Annotated in this window: 21 protein-coding genes and 1 pseudogene; 18 read left to right on the top strand and 4 right to left on the bottom strand. The window is 58.1% G+C overall.

Going from position 1 to position 18,297, the window contains the following annotated elements; genetic code table 11:
- Positions 1–33 precede the first annotated feature (33 nt).
- Positions 34–1,137 (bottom strand): aspartate-semialdehyde dehydrogenase, encoded by a 1,104-nt coding sequence (asd, locus tag ACHH0Z_RS18485; protein WP_021242179.1) that lies wholly within the window; start codon positions 1,135–1,137, stop codon positions 34–36.
- A 177-nt stretch (positions 1,138–1,314) separates the two neighbouring features.
- Between asd and yhgN the strand changes: the two genes are divergently transcribed.
- Positions 1,315–1,908, top strand: coding sequence for an NAAT family transporter YhgN (gene yhgN / locus ACHH0Z_RS18480; RefSeq protein WP_003861574.1), 594 nt, complete (start codon positions 1,315–1,317; stop codon positions 1,906–1,908).
- A 129-nt stretch (positions 1,909–2,037) separates the two neighbouring features.
- Here the strand turns inward: yhgN and ACHH0Z_RS18475 are convergent, their stop codons facing one another.
- Positions 2,038–2,298: a hypothetical protein gene (locus ACHH0Z_RS18475; RefSeq protein ID WP_045408612.1), complete on the bottom strand. Its 261-nt coding sequence runs from the start codon at positions 2,296–2,298 to the stop codon at positions 2,038–2,040.
- Between the two features lie 44 nt (positions 2,299–2,342).
- Entirely contained in the window at positions 2,343–2,585 is a 243-nt protein-coding gene (gene tusA, locus ACHH0Z_RS18470) for a sulfurtransferase TusA (protein ID WP_017693840.1), read from the bottom strand.
- A gap of 167 nt (positions 2,586–2,752) precedes the next feature.
- On the opposite strand from tusA, the gene ACHH0Z_RS18465 reads away from it, so the two are divergent.
- Positions 2,753–3,418: a 7-cyano-7-deazaguanine/7-aminomethyl-7-deazaguanine transporter gene (locus ACHH0Z_RS18465; RefSeq protein ID WP_008503072.1), complete on the top strand. Its 666-nt coding sequence runs from the start codon at positions 2,753–2,755 to the stop codon at positions 3,416–3,418.
- Between the two features lie 72 nt (positions 3,419–3,490).
- Complete coding sequence (locus ACHH0Z_RS18460) at positions 3,491–4,048, top strand: DcrB family lipoprotein (protein WP_008503073.1); 558 nt, start codon at positions 3,491–3,493, stop codon at positions 4,046–4,048.
- Between the two features lie 4 nt (positions 4,049–4,052).
- Here the strand turns inward: ACHH0Z_RS18460 and ACHH0Z_RS18455 are convergent, their stop codons facing one another.
- Positions 4,053–5,270 (bottom strand): MFS transporter, encoded by a 1,218-nt coding sequence (locus tag ACHH0Z_RS18455; RefSeq protein WP_023326240.1) that lies wholly within the window; start codon positions 5,268–5,270, stop codon positions 4,053–4,055.
- A gap of 145 nt (positions 5,271–5,415) precedes the next feature.
- Here ACHH0Z_RS18455 and ACHH0Z_RS18450 point away from each other — a divergent pair, with 145 nt between their 5' ends.
- The 15 genes and pseudogenes from ACHH0Z_RS18450 (at position 5,416) to ACHH0Z_RS18380 (ending at position 18,297) form a co-directional block, all read left to right on the top strand.
- Complete coding sequence (locus tag ACHH0Z_RS18450; RefSeq protein WP_008503075.1) at positions 5,416–6,465, top strand: AI-2E family transporter; 1,050 nt, start codon at positions 5,416–5,418, stop codon at positions 6,463–6,465.
- Positions 6,466–6,801: 336 nt separating this feature from the next.
- Positions 6,802–7,191: a hypothetical protein gene (locus tag ACHH0Z_RS18445; protein WP_008503076.1), complete on the top strand. Its 390-nt coding sequence runs from the start codon at positions 6,802–6,804 to the stop codon at positions 7,189–7,191.
- Positions 7,192–7,260: 69 nt separating this feature from the next.
- Positions 7,261–8,325 (top strand): class I SAM-dependent methyltransferase, encoded by a 1,065-nt coding sequence (locus ACHH0Z_RS18440; protein ID WP_008503077.1) that lies wholly within the window; start codon positions 7,261–7,263, stop codon positions 8,323–8,325.
- A 68-nt stretch (positions 8,326–8,393) separates the two neighbouring features.
- A complete protein-coding gene (locus ACHH0Z_RS18435; protein ID WP_008503079.1) occupies positions 8,394–9,116 on the top strand; it encodes a beta-ketoacyl synthase chain length factor in 723 nt (240 codons plus the stop codon).
- On the top strand, positions 9,113–9,928 hold the full coding sequence (locus ACHH0Z_RS18430; protein WP_008503080.1) for a 1-acyl-sn-glycerol-3-phosphate acyltransferase: 816 nt from the start codon (positions 9,113–9,115) through the stop codon (positions 9,926–9,928). The genes ACHH0Z_RS18435 and ACHH0Z_RS18430 overlap by 4 nt, the downstream gene beginning before the upstream one ends.
- Positions 9,909–10,166, top strand: a complete 258-nt coding sequence (locus ACHH0Z_RS18425; RefSeq protein WP_008503081.1) for a phosphopantetheine-binding protein — start codon at positions 9,909–9,911, stop codon at positions 10,164–10,166. Before ACHH0Z_RS18430 ends, ACHH0Z_RS18425 begins: the two co-directional genes overlap by 20 nt.
- 12 nt (positions 10,167–10,178) lie before the next feature.
- On the top strand, positions 10,179–10,430 hold the full coding sequence (locus ACHH0Z_RS18420; RefSeq protein ID WP_008503082.1) for an acyl carrier protein: 252 nt from the start codon (positions 10,179–10,181) through the stop codon (positions 10,428–10,430).
- Between the two features lie 54 nt (positions 10,431–10,484).
- Complete coding sequence (locus ACHH0Z_RS18415) at positions 10,485–11,024, top strand: hypothetical protein (protein WP_023294735.1); 540 nt, start codon at positions 10,485–10,487, stop codon at positions 11,022–11,024.
- A pseudogene (locus ACHH0Z_RS18410) lies at positions 11,017–12,379 on the top strand (AMP-dependent synthetase). Before ACHH0Z_RS18415 ends, ACHH0Z_RS18410 begins: the two are co-directional and overlap by 8 nt.
- Positions 12,366–12,719: a hydroxymyristoyl-ACP dehydratase gene (locus ACHH0Z_RS18405; RefSeq protein WP_008503085.1), complete on the top strand. Its 354-nt coding sequence runs from the start codon at positions 12,366–12,368 to the stop codon at positions 12,717–12,719. Before ACHH0Z_RS18410 ends, ACHH0Z_RS18405 begins: the two are co-directional and overlap by 14 nt.
- Positions 12,710–14,401, top strand: a complete 1,692-nt coding sequence (locus ACHH0Z_RS18400) for a glycosyltransferase (protein WP_045408615.1) — start codon at positions 12,710–12,712, stop codon at positions 14,399–14,401. Before ACHH0Z_RS18405 ends, ACHH0Z_RS18400 begins: the two co-directional genes overlap by 10 nt.
- A gap of 3 nt (positions 14,402–14,404) precedes the next feature.
- Positions 14,405–14,827, top strand: a complete 423-nt coding sequence (locus ACHH0Z_RS18395) for a thioesterase family protein (protein ID WP_008503087.1) — start codon at positions 14,405–14,407, stop codon at positions 14,825–14,827.
- Positions 14,824–15,429 carry an outer membrane lipoprotein carrier protein LolA gene (locus ACHH0Z_RS18390; RefSeq protein WP_045408618.1) on the top strand — a complete coding sequence of 202 codons (606 nt, stop codon included), beginning with the start codon at positions 14,824–14,826 and terminating at the stop codon, positions 15,427–15,429. Before ACHH0Z_RS18395 ends, ACHH0Z_RS18390 begins: the two co-directional genes overlap by 4 nt.
- Complete coding sequence (locus ACHH0Z_RS18385) at positions 15,398–17,722, top strand: MMPL family transporter (protein ID WP_045408620.1); 2,325 nt, start codon at positions 15,398–15,400, stop codon at positions 17,720–17,722. The genes ACHH0Z_RS18390 and ACHH0Z_RS18385 overlap by 32 nt, the downstream gene beginning before the upstream one ends.
- Positions 17,719–18,297 carry a DUF3261 domain-containing protein gene (locus tag ACHH0Z_RS18380; protein ID WP_008503090.1) on the top strand — a complete coding sequence of 193 codons (579 nt, stop codon included), beginning with the start codon at positions 17,719–17,721 and terminating at the stop codon, positions 18,295–18,297. The genes ACHH0Z_RS18385 and ACHH0Z_RS18380 overlap by 4 nt, the downstream gene beginning before the upstream one ends.

Below are 18,297 nucleotides of genomic sequence, written 5' to 3'. Positions count from 1 at the left end.
GGGTGAAAATCACCCCCGGTATTTAACAAATTATTACGCCAGCTGGCGCAGCATGCGGCGCAGCGGCTCAGCGGCGCCCCACAGGAGCTGGTCACCAACGGTGAACGCGGAGAGATACTCCGGCCCCATGTTCAGCTTACGCAGACGGCCAACCGGCGTGGTCAGCGTGCCGGTCACCGCTGCAGGGGTCAGCTCGCGCATGGTGATATCGCGATCGTTTGGCACCACTTTCGCCCACGGGTTGTGCGCGGCCAGCAGCTCTTCCACGGTCGGAATAGACACATCTTTTTTCAGTTTAATAGTGAAAGCCTGGCTGTGGCAGCGCAGCGCGCCGATACGCACGCACAGACCGTCAACCGGAATGGTGTTCGCGGTATTGAGGATTTTGTTGGTCTCGGCCTGGCCTTTCCACTCTTCGCGGGTCTGGCCGTTATCCAGCTGCTTGTCGATCCACGGGATCAGGCCGCCGGCCAGCGGTACGCCAAAGTTATCCACCGGCAGCTCGCCGCTGCGGGTCAGCTCGGTCACTTTACGCTCGATATCGAGAATAGCCGACGCCGGGTTTGCCAGCTCGGTCGCAACGCTCTGATGCAGCTGGCCCATCTGGGTCAGCAGTTCGCGCATATGACGCGCGCCGCCGCCGGACGCCGCCTGGTAGGTCGCCACGGAGACCCACTCCACCAGATCCTGCGCGAACAGGCCGCCGAGGGACATCAGCATCAGGCTGACGGTGCAGTTACCGCCAACAAAGGTTTTTACGCCGTTGTTCAGGCCATCGGCGATCACGCCCTGGTTAACCGGGTCGAGAATGATGATGGCATCGTCTTTCATGCGCAGCGAAGAGGCCGCGTCAATCCAGTAGCCCTGCCAGCCGCTTTCACGCAGCTTTGGATAGATTTCGTTGGTATAATCGCCGCCCTGGCAGGTCACAATAATGTCGAGTGCCTTCAGCGCTTCCAGATCGTAAGCATCCTGCAACGTGCCTGTGGTACCACCAAAGGACGGAGCAGCCTGGCCGAGCTGGGAAGTGGAGAAGAAGACCGGGCGGATAGCGTCGAAATCGCGCTCTTCAACCATGCGTTGCATGAGTACAGAGCCGACCATACCGCGCCAGCCGATAAAACCAACGTTTTTCATAGCATTTTTTTCCTGCTGAGGGTGTGTGCTGATTGTGCAAGCCAGTATTGAACTGGGATATGCTTCACATTACAAAATGCTGCCAAAGTCGCAAGCGAAATTAATCGATGATTGCCCGGCAATCAGAAATACAGCTAATTATCATAATAACCTTAGAGAAATTCAGGGATAATTTACATGAGTGAAATCATTTCCGCCGCGGTTTTATTGATCCTGATAATGGATCCCCTGGGTAACCTGCCGATCTTCATGTCGGTGTTGAAGCACACCGAGCCGAAGCGCCGCCGGGCGATCATGATCCGCGAGCTGCTCATCGCCCTGCTGGTGATGTTTATCTTCCTGTTTGCGGGTGAAAAAATTCTCGCCTTCCTGAACCTGCGCGCTGAAACCGTGTCGATTTCCGGTGGGATTATTCTGTTCCTGATTGCGATTAAGATGATTTTCCCGAGCGCGGAAGGCAGCAGCAGCGGCCTGCCTGCGGGTGAAGAGCCGTTTATTGTGCCGCTGGCGATCCCCCTCGTCGCGGGCCCGACCATTCTGGCGACGCTGATGCTGCTGTCGCATCAGTATCCGAACCAGATGAGCCATCTGGTGATTGCCCTGCTGATTGCCTGGGGCGGAACGTTTATCATCCTGCTGCAGTCGTCCCTGTTCCTGCGCCTGCTGGGCGAAAAAGGGGTAAACGCGCTGGAGCGCCTGATGGGGCTCATTCTGGTGATGATGGCAACGCAGATGTTCCTGGATGGGATCAGGGCGTGGATGAAGGGATGACGTTCTCCCTCTCCCTGTGGGAGAGGGCATCAGGCGCCGTATTCTTGCCGGGTGGCGGCTTCGCCTTACCCGGCCTACAACGGCTCTAGTCCCGTAGGTCGGGTAAGCGTTAGCGCCACCCGACTTTTTTCACAGTGGCAAGATGCCTTCATTTGTACGCAACCAGCGCGGTGCTTTCAACATACCGCTATACAGCCCAACTAAGCCTTGCAACAAATCTCCAGCCACTCTTTCATCACTCTCTGAAAGTGAACGAGCCAACAGCAACTGTGTTAATAGCTTGCAATAGCTTTCCAACTGATCAACTTCCGGCTCGAAGGCAGGGACGTCCAGAGGCAGGTCATCTACCGTTAAACTCGCTTTTAAATATTCAGGAACAGGTTCAAGCATGGGTGCGGCCTGATACCCTCAACCTCCCCCCAAATAAGTGAGGGCTACCCCTTACGAATCAAATACCGGTACGGCAGCGTCTCCGTCTGCTGCGCCACCAGCTCATGCTCCATAAAGGTACAAAAACCGGGAATGTCGCGCGTGGTGGCAGGGTCGTCGGCAACGATCAGCAGCGTTTCACCGGTCTGCATGTTGCGCACGGTTTTACGTACCATCATTACCGGTTCCGGGCAGCGAAGGCCCTGGGCATCAAGAGTGTGGTCTGGGCTGGAAAACAGGTCGGTCATGATCTTCTCGGTCAGGTAAAAACGGCTGTAGTTTACGCCCCGTTGCGGTCAATGCAAACCAGGTTAACGATTGCGTAAAAACTAACCATTGCAATGTCCCGCCAAAGCAGTATCATGCTGCGGTTTTTATTGGGTTCCCTCACCCCAACGTATAAAAAGGTCACAATATGACGCAGTTTTCTGAATCACAGCGCGTAAAAGCGTTGTTCTGGCTTTCGCTTTTCCATTTGCTGGTGATCACCTCCAGCAACTATCTGGTGCAGCTCCCTATCTCCATCTTTGGTTTTCATACCACCTGGGGCGCGTTCAGTTTTCCGTTTATTTTCCTCGCCACCGATCTGACCGTGCGTATTTTTGGCGCACCGCTGGCTCGCCGCATTATTTTTGCGGTCATGCTCCCGGCGCTGTTCATCTCGTACGGGGTTTCGTCCCTGTTTTATATGGGAAGCTGGCAGGGCTTTGAGGCGTTAACCCACTTCAACCTGTTTGTCGCCCGTATCGCCGCAGCAAGCTTTATGGCCTACGCGCTGGGGCAGATTCTGGACGTGCACGTGTTTAACCGCCTGCGTCAGAATCATCGCTGGTGGATGGCACCCACCGCCTCCACGCTGTTCGGTAACGTGAGCGATACGCTGGCCTTCTTCTTCATCGCCTTCTGGCGTAGCCCGGATGCGTTCATGGCCGAACACTGGATGGAAATCGCGCTGGTGGACTACTGCTTCAAGGTGCTCATCAGCATTGTGTTCTTCCTGCCCATGTACGGCGTGCTGCTGAATATGCTGCTGAAAAGGCTGGCAGATAAATCTGAAATCACGGCATTGCAGGCTGGTTAAGGGTTCGCTTTATCAGTTGTGATAAGATGAGCGAATGAGCCGTTATGGCCGTTTATCGAAAGGAAGAAGTCAATGCGCAATCTGGTTAAATATGTCGGGATTGGCCTGCTGGTTGTGGGTCTTGCAGCCTGTGATAACAGCGACACGAAAACGCCTGCTCAGGGCGCATCCGCAGAAAGCAATGCGACCGGCCAGCCGGTGAATCTGATGGATGGCAAACTCAGCTTCTCTCTGCCAGCCGATATGACTGACCAGAGCGGCAAGCTGGGCACTCAGGCGAATAACATGCACGTTTACTCCGACGCAACCGGGCAGAAAGCGGTCATTGTGATTGTGGGCGACGACACCAGCGAAGATCTGGCGGTCCTGTCCAAACGTCTGGAAGATCAGCAGCGCGGCCGCGACCCGCAGCTGCAGGTCGTGACCAATAAATCCATCGAACTGAAAGGCCATAAGCTGCAGCAGCTGGACAGCATCATCTCTGCGAAAGGCCAGACCGCGTACTCCTCTGTCGTGCTGGGCAAGGTCGATAACAAACTCCTGACCCTGCAGATCACCCTGCCAGCGGAAGATCAGCAGAAAGCGCAGACGGCTGCTGAAAACATCATTAACACCATCGTAATCCAGTAACGTTTCACGATGATGACGTGGCCTCCGGTGCCTGCACCGGGGGCCATTTTTTTAGCCGCCACGTCAGCAGCAATGCCATCATGACCAGACCCGCCGCGGCAAGATAGATCACCGGTACCCCCGCCCGGGCCATTACCAGCCCTGCCAGCGGGCCGGTAATGCCTAACGACATATCCATAAATACCGTATAGGTCGCCAGCGCTGCGCCCTGATTCTGCTGCGGTACCGCTTTTACCGCGACCACGCCCAGCGCCGGGAAGACCAGTGAAAAACCGGCTCCCGCGAGAAATACGCCCATTTTCGCCATCCAGGGCGCGCTGGCTACGCCGGTCAACAGCAGCCCGACAATCTCTACCGCAAAGCAGATCGTCGCCACGTTCAGCCCGCCCAGACGGTTGATGCCGTTAGGGAAAAGCAGGCGCGCACCAACAAACGCACAGCTGAACAGGGTTAACGCAAAGGCCGCGCCGTCCCAGCCTTTGGCGTCATAGAACAGGGTAATGAAGGTGGCGATGACCCCGAAGCCGGTGGTCGCCAGCGCCAGCGCCATCCCGTATGGCCAGACCCGCCCGAGCACCGCCCGGAACGGCAGCGGTTTGCCCTTGCTGGCCTTCACTGTCGGGCGCGGCAGCGCAAACAGAATCGCCACAAGCGCGACCGCCATAATGGTGAGCGACAGTCCATACAGCCCGCCAAACGCATAGCAGGCCACGCCAAGCGGCGCGCCGAGCGCCATCGCGCCGTAGGTGACAATCCCGTTCCAGGAGATCACCCGACCAATGTGTGGCGTCCCGACAACCCCCACGCCCCAGAGCGTCGAGCCGGTTCCCGCCAGGCTTTGCCCAATGCCGAGGATGACGCGGCCCAGGCAGAGCAGCGCCAGGCTGACCAGCGGCCAGTGGCTGGCTGAGGCAGCCAGCAGGTAGCTCAGACCACTGAGGAAGCAGCCGCACAATCCCACCACCACGATGCTTTTTGGACCGAACGTGTCCGCGTAGCGCCCGGCATGCGGGCGGCTCAGGAGCGTGGCGAAATACTGCAGGCTAATCACCAGCCCCGCCCAGAAGGCACTGAAGCCCATGACGTCATGGACATAGCCCGGCAGAACCGCCAGCGGCAGGCCGATGGTGAGATAGCTGGCAAAGTTAAAAATCACAACGGAAACGATGCGCAGATTGAGGCGCAGTCCGCTCAGTGCCGGTTCAGCGGCAGGTTCGGGCATGGGGTTCTACCTGGATTTTTTACAACAGTGTTTCACTATTACCACGCCCCAATAAGAAAATCAGCAGCGACTTTCAGATTAACGGTGCCAGACGAAGCGAGGCTCGGGCACTACACTTACCGGGTCATCACACTAAGGAACGCGCATGATCGCTAACCCGTCCGACAAAGCAGGACTCCACATCTTATTAAAGCTCGCCTGTCTGGTGGTTATCCTTGCGGGTATCCATGCGGCCGCCGACATCATAGTTCAGCTCCTGCTGGCGCTCTTTTTTGCCATTGTGCTTAATCCGCTGGTCACCTGGTTTCTGCGCCGGGGCGTTAGCCGCCCGGTAGCCATCACTATCGTCGTCATCGTGATGCTGATTGCCCTGACGGCGCTCTTCGGCGTGCTGGCGGCCTCGCTGAGTGAATTCTCCACCATGCTGCCGCAGTACAACAAAGAGCTGACGCGGAAGATCGTCGCACTCCAGGAGATGGTGCCTTTCCTTAATCTGCATATCTCACCCGAACGGATGCTGCGCAGGATGGACTCCGAGAAGGTCATGACCTACGCCACCACCTTGATGACGGGGCTTTCCGGCGCGATGGCCAGCATTCTGCTGCTGGTCATGACGGTGGTGTTTATGCTGTTTGAAGTCCGCCACGTCCCGTATAAGCTGCGCTTTGCACTGAATAACCCACAAATTCACATTGCTGGCTTACACCGGGCGCTGAAGGGCGTCTCTAAATATCTGGCGCTGAAAACGCTGCTGAGCGTCTGGACCGGGATCATCGTCTGGCTGGGGCTGATGCTGATGAACGTGCAGTTCGCGCTGATGTGGGGCGTGCTGGCGTTTCTGCTGAACTACGTGCCCAACATTGGCGCGGTGCTTTCCGCCGTGCCGCCGATGATTCAGGCGTTTCTGTTTAACGGATTCTACGAATGTATGCTGGTCGGCGCGTTATTCCTCGTCGTTCACATGGTGCTGGGCAATATTCTCGAACCACGCATGATGGGGCACCGGCTCGGCATGTCGACGCTGGTCGTCTTTTTATCCTTACTGGTTTGGGGATGGCTGCTGGGCCCGGTCGGTATGCTGCTCTCGGTCCCCCTGACCAGCGTGTGTAAGATCTGGATGGAGACCACCAAAGGCGGCAGCAAGCTGGCCATTTTGCTCGGGCCGGGAAGGCCGAAAAGCCGGTTGCCCGGGTAGCTGACCTACCTTTATAGGTAGGTTTAAACCGCCAATAATCCGCCTTAAATTACCGCGTTCATTACCTGACGCGGTATTTTTATTTGCGTTAAGGAAATATTAATTCTGTTTTTGTTTACGTCGGTCGCATTACGTTGAAACGCAAATCATGATTTAACGCAAATTAAAAAAAATGAAATTGTTAATTATTTTCCATGTTATTATGCCCGCCTTCGCGTCAACGTAATGCAAACCTTAATATTGATTAAAAAAACATCTGGCACATAAGAAACGCCGGATAAATATTATTTGTAAAAACCACTACCTTTAATTGTTATTATTGATATGGAGTTGTTGATGAAAAAGATCGTTAAATGGTGTGCTGCCGCCGTATTCGTTGGCGCACTGGCAGGCTGTGCGCGTACTGCCCCAATCGCTCAGGTTCACTCTACTGTGAGCGCGGGTCATACCGCCGACCAGGTAAAAACCGCGATTTTGAAAGCAGGACAAAAACGTGACTGGATCATGACGGAAGCCGGTCCGGGCGTTATCAAAGGTCGTCTGCAGGCGCGCGACCACTCGGTCGACGTTCGTATTCCTTATTCCGCAACAAGCTATTCCATTAACTACGAAAGCAGTATGAACCTGAAAGCGGCTGACGGTAAAATTCACAAAAATTATAACCGTTGGGTGAATAACCTCGACCACGATATTCAGCTGAACCTCTCCGCGGGCGCCGCACTGTAATATTTTTCTAAAGTCGGGCCGCATATGGCCCGATAACCCTTATTTCTTGCCCTGAAAGGTTACGCAGCAATGTACGAAAAGGATACGCTCAGCGCACTGGATGCCATTACCGAAGCGCAACGCATCGCTTTTGCTCCGATGTTATTTCAGACCGCGCTTTGTCTGCGTAACTCAGGCATTCTCGCCTGGCTCGATAAACAAGGTAAAGAGGGTGCCAGCCTCGAGGAAATAACCGAACACAGCACGCTCGGCAGCTATGGCGTCAGCGTACTGCTGGATATGGGATTAAGCGGGCGGATCGTTACCCAACAGCATGGACGTTATTTTCTGGCAAAAGTGGGCCACTTTTTACTGCACGATGAAATGACCCGCGTAAATATGGATTTCACTCAGGACGTTTGTTACAAAGGGCTATTTCACCTGGCGGACGCCCTGAAGGAAGAAAAACCTGCGGGATTAGCGGTGTTTGGCAACTGGCCAACCATCTATCCGGCATTATCCCAATTACCGGCTCAGGCGAAAGAGAGCTGGTTCGCCTTTGATCATTACTATTCCGACGCCGCGTTTGATGCCGCTTTGCCATATATATTCGCAAGCTCGCCGACAAAATTGTACGATGTGGGCGGAAATACGGGTAAATGGGCGTTACGCTGCTGCCGCTATGACGAAAATGTTGCCGTGACGATCCTCGACCTGCCGCAGCAGATAGCGCTGGCGCAGGAAAACATCGCAAAAGCAGGTTTTTCTCATCGTATTGGATTCCATGCTGTCGATATGCTTAGCCCAGCAGCCTTGCCGGGTGAGGCCGACGTCTGGTGGATGAGCCAGTTTCTGGATTGTTTCTCTCCGGATCAGATTGTCGCCATGCTGACGCGCGTCGCACAGGTCATGAAGCCAGGCGCACGTTTGTGCATCATGGAGCTTTTCTGGGATGCCCAGAAGTTTGAAGCGGCCTCTTTCAGCCTGAATGCCACCTCGCTCTATTTCACCTGTATGGCGAATGGCAATAGCCGGTTTTACAGCGTAGAGGCGTTTTATCGTTACCTGGAGAGCGCAGGTTTCAGCGTTGAACAGCGTCTGGATAACCTTGGGGTCGGTCATACCCTGCTGATATGCACCAAACGTGAACAATAGAGCAGCTTAGCTGCCCGGGTGGCCAGGTCTGCCCTTTGAATACGGTTTTTTTTCGCGGACGCGCGTAGATGAAATTTTCACTGAACATTATCGACTGGCAGGCGAGAGCCCCAGGACTCAGCGATGCCACAGAGTGGCAGGCGTGGTCACGCCTGCAGCTGCCCGTCGATCCAGCGGCCCCGCTTCCCCGGCTGACCGCTTTACCCATGATGACCGCGCGCCGCCTCAATTCAGGCAGTAAGCTGGCGGTGGACATTGGTCTCGCTATGCTGCAACACCACGCCATTGATGCCGTCGTCTATTCCAGCCGCCACGGCGAGCTGGAGCGCAACTACCGTATTCTGCATGCTCTGGCGACGGGGCAATCCGTATCGCCTACCGACTTCGCCATGTCCGTGCACAACTCGGCGGTGGGCAATCTCACGATTACCGCACGCCAGGCAATCGTCTCGTCATCCATTTCTGCCGGGCTGGACACCTTCCAGCAGGCATTATGTGAAGTCCTGAGCCTGCTGCAGGCGGGCTACTCCCGCGTCTTGCTGGTCGATTTTGACGGCGCACTGCCGGAATTTTACCACCCGGCGTTACCGCACCAGATGCCCACCTGGCCCTACGCGCTGGCGCTGGTGATTGAATCCGGCAAGGAATTGCAGTGTGAAACCCGCAGCGGCAGCACGGGGGATGAACCCGCCCTTCCGCAAAGCCTGGTCTTCCTGCAACGCTATCTCAGCGAGGCGCGCCAGTTTGTGGTACCCGGCGAACGTTTGCTGTGGCAATGGACGCGCGCATGAACCGCCTGACTGCCCGAATTAACTGGTTATGGCGTCTGGTGATGACCGGATTCTGCTTCGTGCTGTTTGGCGTGGGCGGGCTGCTGCTGTCACTGGTATGGTTCAACCTGCTGCTGATCGTCCAGCGCGACCGCACCAACCGCCGTCGCCTTGCGCGGCGCAGCATTGCGGCCAGCTTCCGCTTCTTCCTGACCGTTGCCCGCGGCCTCGGGGTACTGGACTATCGCATTCACAATCTTGACGCCCTGCGCAACGATCGGGGTTGTCTGGTGGTGGCTAACCACCCCACGTTAATTGACTACGTGATTCTGGCATCGGTGATGCCAGAAACCGACTGTCTGGTGAAAAGCGCGCTGCTGCGCAATCCGTTTGTCAGCGGCGTCATCCGCGCGGCGGATTACCTGATTAACAGCGAAGCCGAGCCTCTGCTGGCTGCAAGCCAGCAGCGTCTGGCTCAGGGCGACACGCTGTTAATCTTCCCGGAAGGCACACGTACCCGGTCTGGCGAAGCTATTTCCCTCCAGCGCGGCGCAGCAAATATCGCCGTGCGCTGTAACAGCGATCTGCGGGTGGTGCTGATCCACTGTAGCGAACATCTGCTGGATAAAAAAAGTCGCTGGTATGATGTGCCGCCAGAAAAACCTGTCTTCACCGTGGATGTCCGCGACCGCGTGAACATCGACGAATTTTACGATGCAAATGAACAAGAACCGGCGCTGGCGGCAAGGCAGTTAAACCGGCATCTACAGCATCGATTAACATCAGGCCTTCAATCTTTGTCAGGAATTAATGATGCAAGCGCTTTATCTTGAAATTAAGAATCTCATTATCACCACGCTGAATCTGGACGAGCTTACCGCAGAGGATATTGATACCGATGCCGCGCTGTTTGGCGATGGGCTGGGTCTCGACTCTATCGACGCGCTGGAACTGGGTCTGGCCGTGAAAAACCAGTATGGCGTGGTGCTTTCTGCTGAAAGCGAAGAGATGCGCCAGCACTTCTTTTCCGTCGCCACGCTGGCGTCCTTTATCAACGCTCAACGCGCCTGAGATGTGATCACGATGACCGAACAAGAAACCATTTATCAGGAAGTCTGTGGCCTTCTGACCCGACTGTTTGAAATCGACCCGCAGGATATTACCCCTGAAGCCCGTCTTTACGAAGACCTGGAGCTGGACAGCATTGATGCGGTGGACATGATTGTTCATCTGCAGAAGAAAACGGGCAAGAAAATCAAGCCGGAAACCTTCAAATCGGTTCGTACCGTTCAGGATGTGGTAGACGCCGTCGAACAGCTTCTGCGCGAAGAGTAAGACGTCGTGCGCGGCGGACGGACATTCCCGATCATCCCACTTCTGACGGGGTTGATGCTGCTGGCGTGGCCCTTCCTGATTGGATTTGGGCTGGCGCATAACAGCCTGCAGTGGCTATTACCCGTGATGGCTCTGGTGTTACTGCTGCGGCTGCGTCAGGCGCAGCGGAACACAAGCCCGATGCGGTATGTGGTGCAGTGCGTGGCGCTGGCGGGGATCGCCCTCTGCACGGCAAGCTACCTGCTGAAAGCCCACCAGTGGCTGCTGCTCTATCCGGTGGTCGTCAACCTTGTCATGCTGGCCGTGTTTGGCGGTTCGCTGTGGACAGCGATGCCGCTTGTCGAACGACTGGCGCGCTTGCGCGAGCCAAACTTGCCCCCGGAGGGCGTGCGCTATACCCGTAAGGTGACCCTCGTCTGGTGCGGTTTTTTCGTCGGCAACGGCACGATGGCGCTGTTTACCGTCCTCCACGGCGACATGCATCTGTGGACGCTATGGAACGGTATGGTGGCTTACATCCTGATGGGGATGCTGATGGCAGCAGAGTGGCTGGTGCGCCAGCGGGTGATAAAAAAAGAGATGCACAATGACTAACCCCCTTCCGCTGGGCCAGTGGTTAAATGCGCCGCGCCCTGACGACACGCCTGTTGCCTGGCTTGACGATCGTACCTGGACGCTGGGCCAGTTGCGCCACGATGTAACCTTACTGGTCGAGACCCTGCGTCAGCAGGAAGGCGAGCGCTGGGCGCTGTGCTTTGAAAACAGCTACCTGTTTATTGTTGCGCTGCTGGCCTCGCTGCACGCCGGTAAAACACCGGTCATTCCCGGCCATAGCCGCGTCTCGCAGCTTGAAGAACAGCAATCTTTGTTTAGCGGCGTTCTGAGCGATCGAACGCTTGGTTTTCATGGGAAACAGATTGTGGTGGCCTCCAGCCACCAGACAGCCAGCCACTGGGTGCCTCTGCCGGCCATTGACGAAAACCGCTTCGTTGAACTGTTCACCTCAGGCTCCACGGGCACGCCGCGCCGGGTGGTTAAGCACATCGTAAGTCTGGATCGCGAAGCCCGCCTGCTGGCTCACCGCTTTGGTGAGCGTTTGGCCGGATGCAGCATTGTGGCCTCGGTCGTACCGCAACATCTGTATGGCCTGACATTCCGTATCGTCTTGCCGATGGCGCTGGGCCTGCCGCTGCATGCCGCGATGCTCTATTACGCAGAACAACTGGCCGCCCTGCCTCCTGACAGGCAATACCTGTTCATCAGCAGCCCGGCGTTCCTGAAGCGCCTGGATACCGAGCTTGCCGCGCCGCCCGTCAGGATGCTGATTTCAGCAGGTGGAATGCTGCCCTGGCGTGACGTCTCGACCACCTCCGGCTGGCTTAACCTTTGGCCGGATGAAATTTATGGCAGTACCGAAACCGGGATCCTCGCCTGGCGCCATCGTCAGGAGGATAACGTGCCCTGGCTACCGTTCCCCGGCGTGATCTTCCATCAGGAAGATGACGCCTGTCGCGTTACGTCGCCACTGATCCATGAGCCAGAAGGGGCTCCAGCTCGACGATATCCTGCACTTCGACAGCGAGGGGCTTTTCAGCATCGCCGGTCGCCGCGGGCGGGTGGTCAAAATTGAAGAAAAACGCATCTCGCTTAACGAGATCGAACGCCGCCTGCTAGAGCTCGACGGTATTTGCGAAGCGGCCGCACTGCCGGTCACGCGCGGGGGTCGTCAGGGGATTGGCGCCCTGCTGGTTCTGGATGAAACGGCCCGTCAGCGCGGGTATGTGCAGGATAAAAAAGCGCAGGAGTTCGCCTGGCGTCGCGCCCTGCTGCCGTGGCTTGAACCTGTCGCGGTGCCGCGCTACTGGCGCATCGTTGATGAAATGCCGGTAAACAGTATGAACAAGCGTGTCTATGCGCAGTTAGAGGAGTTATTTCATGAAAATTCATGAAATTGAGCGCCACCAGACACAGCCGGAGAAGCTGGAGATCGTTTTGCATCTCGACGCAACGCTGTTCTGGTTTCAGGGCCATTTCGCCGTACAACCGCTGCTGCCCGGCGTTGCGCAGCTTGACTGGGTGATGCACTACGCCACGACGTTACTGGCACCGGGCTATCGCTTTCACAGCATTCAAAACGTGAAGTTTCAGGCACCACTGCTGCCGGAAACCACGGTGACGCTGATGCTTGAGTGGCATGCCGAACGTCAGATGCTGACCTTCAGCTATCAACGCCATGCCGGGGCTGAGCGCCACACCGCCAGCAGCGGGAAAATTCGTCTATGTCAGTAATCTTTCGTCCCTGCGTGCTGATCCCGTGCTACAACCACGGCGCGATGATTGCCCGCGTGCTGTCACGTCTCGCGCCGTTCGGCCTGCCGTGCCTGGTGGTGGATGACGGCAGCGACGCAGTCACCCGTCAGGAGCTTGAGCGCCTGGCGGCGGAGCAGCCGCAGATGACGCTGGTTCGTCTGGCGCAAAACGCCGGAAAAGGTGCCGCGGTCATCAGAGGGCTGGAGGAGTGCGCGCGGACGGGCTACACCCACGCCGTGCAGGTGGATGCGGACGGCCAACACGCCATCGAAGATATCCCCAAACTGCTGGCGCTGGCGGAGCGCCACCCGGACGCGCTGATTTCCGGCCAGCCCATTTACGATGACTCTATTCCGCGCTCCCGACTTTACGGGCGCTGGGTAACCCACGTCTGGGTGTGGATTGAAACCTTATCGCTGCAGCTTAAAGACAGCATGTGCGGCTTTCGGGTCTATCCGGTTTCACCCACGCTGCGGCTGGCCGCGCGCGAACCGCTCGGCAAGCGGATGGACTTTGACACCGAAGTGATGGTTCGTCTCTACTGGCAGGGCAACACCAGCGTCTTTCTGCCCACGCGCGTGACCTATCCGCAGGACGGTTTGTCCCACTTCGACGCGCTAAAAGATAACGTGCGGATCTCCCTGATGCATACCCGGCTCTTCTTCGGCATGCTGCCCCGCATGCCCGGCCTGCTTTTCCGTCGACGCCGCCAGCACTGGGCGCAGCAGGACGAGGTCAAGGGTCTGTGGGGGATGCGCCTGATGCTGCGCGTCTGGGAACGGCTGGGTCGGCGGGCCTTTACCGTGCTGTTGTGGCCGGTTATCGGCGTGTACTGGCTTATCGCGCGTCCGGCACGGCAGGCCTCGCGGCAGTGGATGGCGAGAGTGAAGCAAGAACTGCGTCAGCGGAGCATGCCTGTTCCCTCACGGCTTAACAGCTTTTTCCATTTCATGCGCTTCGGCAACGCGATGCTGGATAAAGTCGCCAGCTGGCGCGGCGAACTGAAGCTTCATCGCGATATTGTCTTTGCCCCCGGCGCGAGCGAAGCGTTAAACATCGCGGCTCCGCAGGGCAAACTGCTGCTGGCCTCGCACCTTGGCGACGTAGAGGCCTGCCGGGCCCTGGCTCAGCTGGAAGGCAGTAAAATCATCAACGCCCTGGTTTTCAGCGAGAACGCCCAGCGCTTTAAGCAAATCATGAGCGAAATGGCGCCCGAAGCTGGCGTGAATTTGATGTCGGTCACCGACATCGGCCCGGACACCGCCATTGCCATCAAAGAGAAGCTTGAGCGCGGTGAATGGGTCGCGATTGTGGGGGATCGCATCGCGGTGAATCCGCAGCGCGGCGGCGAATGGCGCGTGATCTGGAGCCGATTCATGGGCCAGCCTGCACCGTTCCCACAGGGGCCGTTTATCCTGGCCTCCATCCTCCGCTGCCCGGTGGTTCTGATTTTCGCCCTGCGCCAGCAGGGTAAGCTCGTCCTGCACTGCGAGCCGTTTGCCGACCCGCTGCGCCTGCCGCGCGGTGAACGCCAGCAGGCACTGCAAGATACCGTCGATCGCTATGCGCAGCGGCTGGAACATTACGCCCTCATGTCGCCGCTCGACTGGTTTAATTTTTTCGATTTCTGGCATCTGCCAGAGTCCAGTGAGAAGGAGTAAAGGGTGCTGACCGATCCCCGCTTTACGACTGAAGTCGAAATCACCGTTCCGTTCCACGACGTCGATATGATGGGCGTGGTCTGGCACGGTAACTATTTCCGCTACTTTGAGATCGCCCGCGAGGCGCTGCTCAATCAGTTTGATTATGGCTATCGCCAGATGAAGGCCTCCGGCTACGTCTGGCCCGTCGTCGACACCCGGGTGAAATACCGCGATGCGGTGACCTTTGAGCAGCGTATTCGCGTCCGCGCGCACATTGAAGAGTATGAAAACCGCCTGCGCATTGCCTATCAAATTTTCGATGCGCAGACCGGCAAACGCACGACCACCGGTTACACCATTCAGGTGGCGGTGGAAGAAGCGACCCGCGAAATGTGCTTTGTGAGCCCGGCAATACTGTTTGAACGTATGGGAGTAACACCATGAAATGGTTGCCTTTACTGGCGCTGATCGTCAGCCCGCTGGTCAGCGCCGTGACGCTGGATGAGCTGCAGCATCGCTTCACCGAGCAGCCCGTGGTGCGCGCGCACTTCGAACAGGTTCGCACGATAAAAGATATGCCGCAGCCGCTGCGCTCGCAGGGCGAAATGCTGATCGCCCGCGACAGCGGCCTGCTGTGGGATCAAAAAGCGCCGTTTCCGATGACGCTCCTGCTGGACGACAAGCGGATGGTTCAGGCGATTAACGGCCAGCCGCCGCAAACCATCACTGCCGACAATAATCCGCAGATGTTCCAGTTCAACCATCTTCTGCGCGCCCTGTTCCAGGCGGACCGCAAGGTGCTGGAAGAGAACTTCCGCATCGATTTTAAAGACCTGGGAGCGGGCCGCTGGTCGCTGGTGCTTACGCCAAAAACGACGCCGCTGGACAAGATTTTCGCCACCCTCGATCTGGGCGGCGCGACCTATCTGGAAACGATTCGCCTCAACGACAAACAGGGCGACCGTACCGATATCGCCCTTTCTCGCCACCAACTGACGCCCGCCAGCCTGACCGATGACGAACGCCAACGCTTTGCCGCACCGTAAATCCCTGCGCCCGGCGCTGCTGTGGGCCACGCTATGCCTGATTCTGCTGGGCGTGTTGCTGTCGCTGCTGCCCGGCGCGCGACTGAACAGCAGCGTGCTGGCCATGCTGCCGAAGCAGACGCTGGGGGCGATCCCGCCGGCGCTCAACGACGGGTTTATGCAGCGTCTCGACCGCCAGCTGGTCTGGCTGGTCAGCCCCGGCAAAGAGCCGGATCCGCGCGTGGCACAGCAGTGGCTGGCGCTGCTGCAAAGCACTGATTCGCTCAGCGAGGTCAAAGGCCCGATGGACGCCGCCGGGCAAAAGGCCTGGGGAGAGTTCTTCTGGCAGCACCGAAATGGCCTGATTGATCCCGCCACCCGCGCCCGCCTGCAAAACGGCGGAGAAGCGCAGGCGCAGTGGATTTTATCTCAGCTCTATTCGGCCTTTTCCGGCGTCAGCGGCAAAGAGCTGCAAAACGATCCCCTGATGCTGATGCGCGGCTCGCAGCTCGCTCTGGCGCAAAACGGCCAGAAGCTGCGGCTGATGGACGGCTGGCTGGTCGCAAAAGATGAGGCGGGAAACTACTGGTATCTGCTCCACGGCGAGCTGGCGGGCTCATCATTTGATATGCAGCAGACCCACCGGCTTGTGACGACGCTTAACGCGCTGCAGGAGACGCTGAAAGCCCGCTACCCTCAGGCACAGCTGCTTTCCCGCGGGACCGTGTTCTACAGCGATTACGCCAGCCAGCAGGCCAAACGTGATGTTTCGACGCTGGGTATCGCCACCCTGCTTGGCGTGTTCCTGCTCATCGTGGCGGTGTTCCGCTCTCTGCGCCCGCTTCTGTTGAGCGTGCTCTCCATTGCCATCGGCGCGCTGGCGGGGACGGTGGTGACGCTGCTGCTCTTTGGCGAGCTGCACCTGATGACGCTGGTGATGAGCATGAGCATCATCGGAATTTCGGCAGATTACACGCTTTACTACCTGACCGAACGGATGGTACACGGCGCGGAGCATTCTCCCTGGCAAAGCCTGGCCAAAGTTCGCAATGCGCTGCTGCTGGCGCTGCTGACGACCGTCGCCGCCTACCTGATTATGATGCTGGCCCCCTTCCCCGGGATCCGCCAGATGGCGGTGTTCGCTGCCGTGGGGCTGAGCGCCTCCTGCCTGACGGTGATTTTCTGGCATCCGTGGTTGTGCCGGGGTTTGCCGGTGCGCCCGGTTCCCTTTATGGTCCTGATGCTGCGCTGGCTGGCCGCCTGGCGACGCAGTAAAAAACTGTCAATTGGTCTTCCCGTCGCGCTGGCGCTGCTCTCCGCCGTGGGAATAAGCACGCTGAAGGTGGACGACGACATCGCCCAGCTGCAGGCGCTGCCGAAAGATATTCTGGCGCAGGAGAAGGCCATTACCGCCCTGACCGGACAGAGCGTGGATCAGAAATGGTTTGTGGTTCATGGCGCTTCGCCTCAGCAAACGCTGGAGCGGCTGGAAGCCTTTACCCCGGCGCTGGCAGAGGCGCAGAAAGCGGGAGAAATTACCCGCTGGCGCACCCTGCCGCTGAACTCGCTGGCCCGCCAGAAAAGCGATCTTACGCTGCTGCAAAACGCCGCGCCTGCGGTAACGAACGTGCTGAAAAGCGCAGGGCTCAACGCCGTCTCCCCGAATCTGGACGCCATGCCGGTCAGCGTGGACGCGTGGCTTAAAAGCCCGGCCAGCGAAGGCTGGCGTCTGCTCTGGCTGACCCTGCCTGACGGTCAAAGCGGCGTGCTCGTACCGGTGGACGGCGCAAAAAACAGCGCGGCCCTCGGCGAGCTGGCCGCGCGCCATGACGGTGTCGTCTGGGTCGATCGCAAAGCCAGTTTTGACACCCTGTTTGCCCTCTACCGCGCGCTGCTGACGGGGCTTCTGTTTGCCGCGCTGGCGGTGATTGCCTGCGGGGCGATGGTGCGCCTCGGCTGGCGTAAGGGGCTGATAAGCCTGGTGCCGTCCGTGCTGTCGCTGAGCTGCGGGCTGGCGGTACTGGCCGCAACGGGCCACCCGGTAAACCTGTTTTCACTGCTGGCGCTGGTGCTGGTGCTCGGCATTGGCATTAACTACACGCTGTTTTTCAGCAACCCGCGCGGCACGCCGCTGACCTCGATGCTGGCGATTACGCTGGCGATGATGACCACGCTGCTGACGCTGGGCATGCTCGTCTTCAGCGCCACGCAGGCCATTAGCAGCTTTGGTATCGTGCTGGTGAGCGGTATTTTTACCGCCTTCCTGCTGGCGCCGCTGGCGATGCCGGATAAGAAAGAGAGAAAACGTAAATGAACGCTTTTTACCGCGCCGTCGCGCTAACCGCGGCGCTGCTGCTGGCAGGCTGCAGCCATTCGACCGATACCCAAGAGACGCGTCCCCAGGCCTGGCTCCAGCCGGGAACCCGCGTTACGCTCCCGCCGCCCGGCATTAGCCCGGCGGTAAGCTCCCAGCAGCTGCTGACCGGCAGCTTTAACGGGCAAACGCAGTCCCTGCTGGTGATGCTCAACGCGGATGCGCATAAAGTGACGCTGGCCGGGCTCTCTTCCGTGGGCATTCGTCTGTTCCTGGCGACGTACGATGAGACCGGTATTCATACCGAGCAGTCGATCGTTGTGCCGCAGTTGCCGCCCGCCAGCCAGGTGCTGGCCGACGTGATGCTCAGCCACTGGCCGATTAGCGCCTGGCAGCCGCAGTTGCCGAAGGGCTGGACGCTGACTGACACGGGCGATCGGCGCGAACTGCGTAACGCCAGCGGCAAGCTGGTGACGGAGATTGTCTACCTGCAGCGTAAAGGCAAGCGCGAGCCGATCAGCATCGAGCAACACGTTTTTAAATACCACATCACCATTCAATATCTGGGTGACTGA

Source organism: Enterobacter cloacae complex sp. 2024EL-00227 (assembly GCF_043945315.1).
Lineage (GTDB): Bacteria > Pseudomonadota > Gammaproteobacteria > Enterobacterales > Enterobacteriaceae > Enterobacter > Enterobacter roggenkampii.
The sequence above is the reverse complement of the archived record's forward strand: the minus strand, read 5'-3'. Positions and strand labels throughout refer to the sequence as shown.

Coding starts and splice junctions, on each gene's coding strand:
- ACHH0Z_RS18425 (WP_008503081.1), top strand. CDS start 9,909: ATGCAAGCGCTTTATCTTGAAATTAAGAATCTCATTATCACCACGCTG.
- asd (WP_021242179.1), bottom strand. CDS start 1,137: ATGAAAAACGTTGGTTTTATCGGCTGGCGCGGTATGGTCGGCTCTGTA.
- ACHH0Z_RS18380 (WP_008503090.1), top strand. CDS start 17,719: ATGAACGCTTTTTACCGCGCCGTCGCGCTAACCGCGGCGCTGCTGCTG.
- ACHH0Z_RS18475 (WP_045408612.1), bottom strand. CDS start 2,298: ATGCTTGAACCTGTTCCTGAATATTTAAAAGCGAGTTTAACGGTAGAT.
- ACHH0Z_RS18465 (WP_008503072.1), top strand. CDS start 2,753: ATGACGCAGTTTTCTGAATCACAGCGCGTAAAAGCGTTGTTCTGGCTT.
- ACHH0Z_RS18405 (WP_008503085.1), top strand. CDS start 12,366: ATGAAAATTCATGAAATTGAGCGCCACCAGACACAGCCGGAGAAGCTG.
- ACHH0Z_RS18430 (WP_008503080.1), top strand. CDS start 9,113: ATGAACCGCCTGACTGCCCGAATTAACTGGTTATGGCGTCTGGTGATG.
- ACHH0Z_RS18440 (WP_008503077.1), top strand. CDS start 7,261: ATGTACGAAAAGGATACGCTCAGCGCACTGGATGCCATTACCGAAGCG.
- ACHH0Z_RS18385 (WP_045408620.1), top strand. CDS start 15,398: ATGACGAACGCCAACGCTTTGCCGCACCGTAAATCCCTGCGCCCGGCG.
- ACHH0Z_RS18400 (WP_045408615.1), top strand. CDS start 12,710: ATGTCAGTAATCTTTCGTCCCTGCGTGCTGATCCCGTGCTACAACCAC.
- ACHH0Z_RS18450 (WP_008503075.1), top strand. CDS start 5,416: ATGATCGCTAACCCGTCCGACAAAGCAGGACTCCACATCTTATTAAAG.
- ACHH0Z_RS18415 (WP_023294735.1), top strand. CDS start 10,485: ATGCTGCTGGCGTGGCCCTTCCTGATTGGATTTGGGCTGGCGCATAAC.
- ACHH0Z_RS18445 (WP_008503076.1), top strand. CDS start 6,802: ATGAAAAAGATCGTTAAATGGTGTGCTGCCGCCGTATTCGTTGGCGCA.
- yhgN (WP_003861574.1), top strand. CDS start 1,315: ATGAGTGAAATCATTTCCGCCGCGGTTTTATTGATCCTGATAATGGAT.
- tusA (WP_017693840.1), bottom strand. CDS start 2,585: ATGACCGACCTGTTTTCCAGCCCAGACCACACTCTTGATGCCCAGGGC.
- ACHH0Z_RS18460 (WP_008503073.1), top strand. CDS start 3,491: ATGCGCAATCTGGTTAAATATGTCGGGATTGGCCTGCTGGTTGTGGGT.
- ACHH0Z_RS18455 (WP_023326240.1), bottom strand. CDS start 5,270: ATGCCCGAACCTGCCGCTGAACCGGCACTGAGCGGACTGCGCCTCAAT.
- ACHH0Z_RS18390 (WP_045408618.1), top strand. CDS start 14,824: ATGAAATGGTTGCCTTTACTGGCGCTGATCGTCAGCCCGCTGGTCAGC.
- ACHH0Z_RS18435 (WP_008503079.1), top strand. CDS start 8,394: ATGAAATTTTCACTGAACATTATCGACTGGCAGGCGAGAGCCCCAGGA.
- ACHH0Z_RS18420 (WP_008503082.1), top strand. CDS start 10,179: ATGACCGAACAAGAAACCATTTATCAGGAAGTCTGTGGCCTTCTGACC.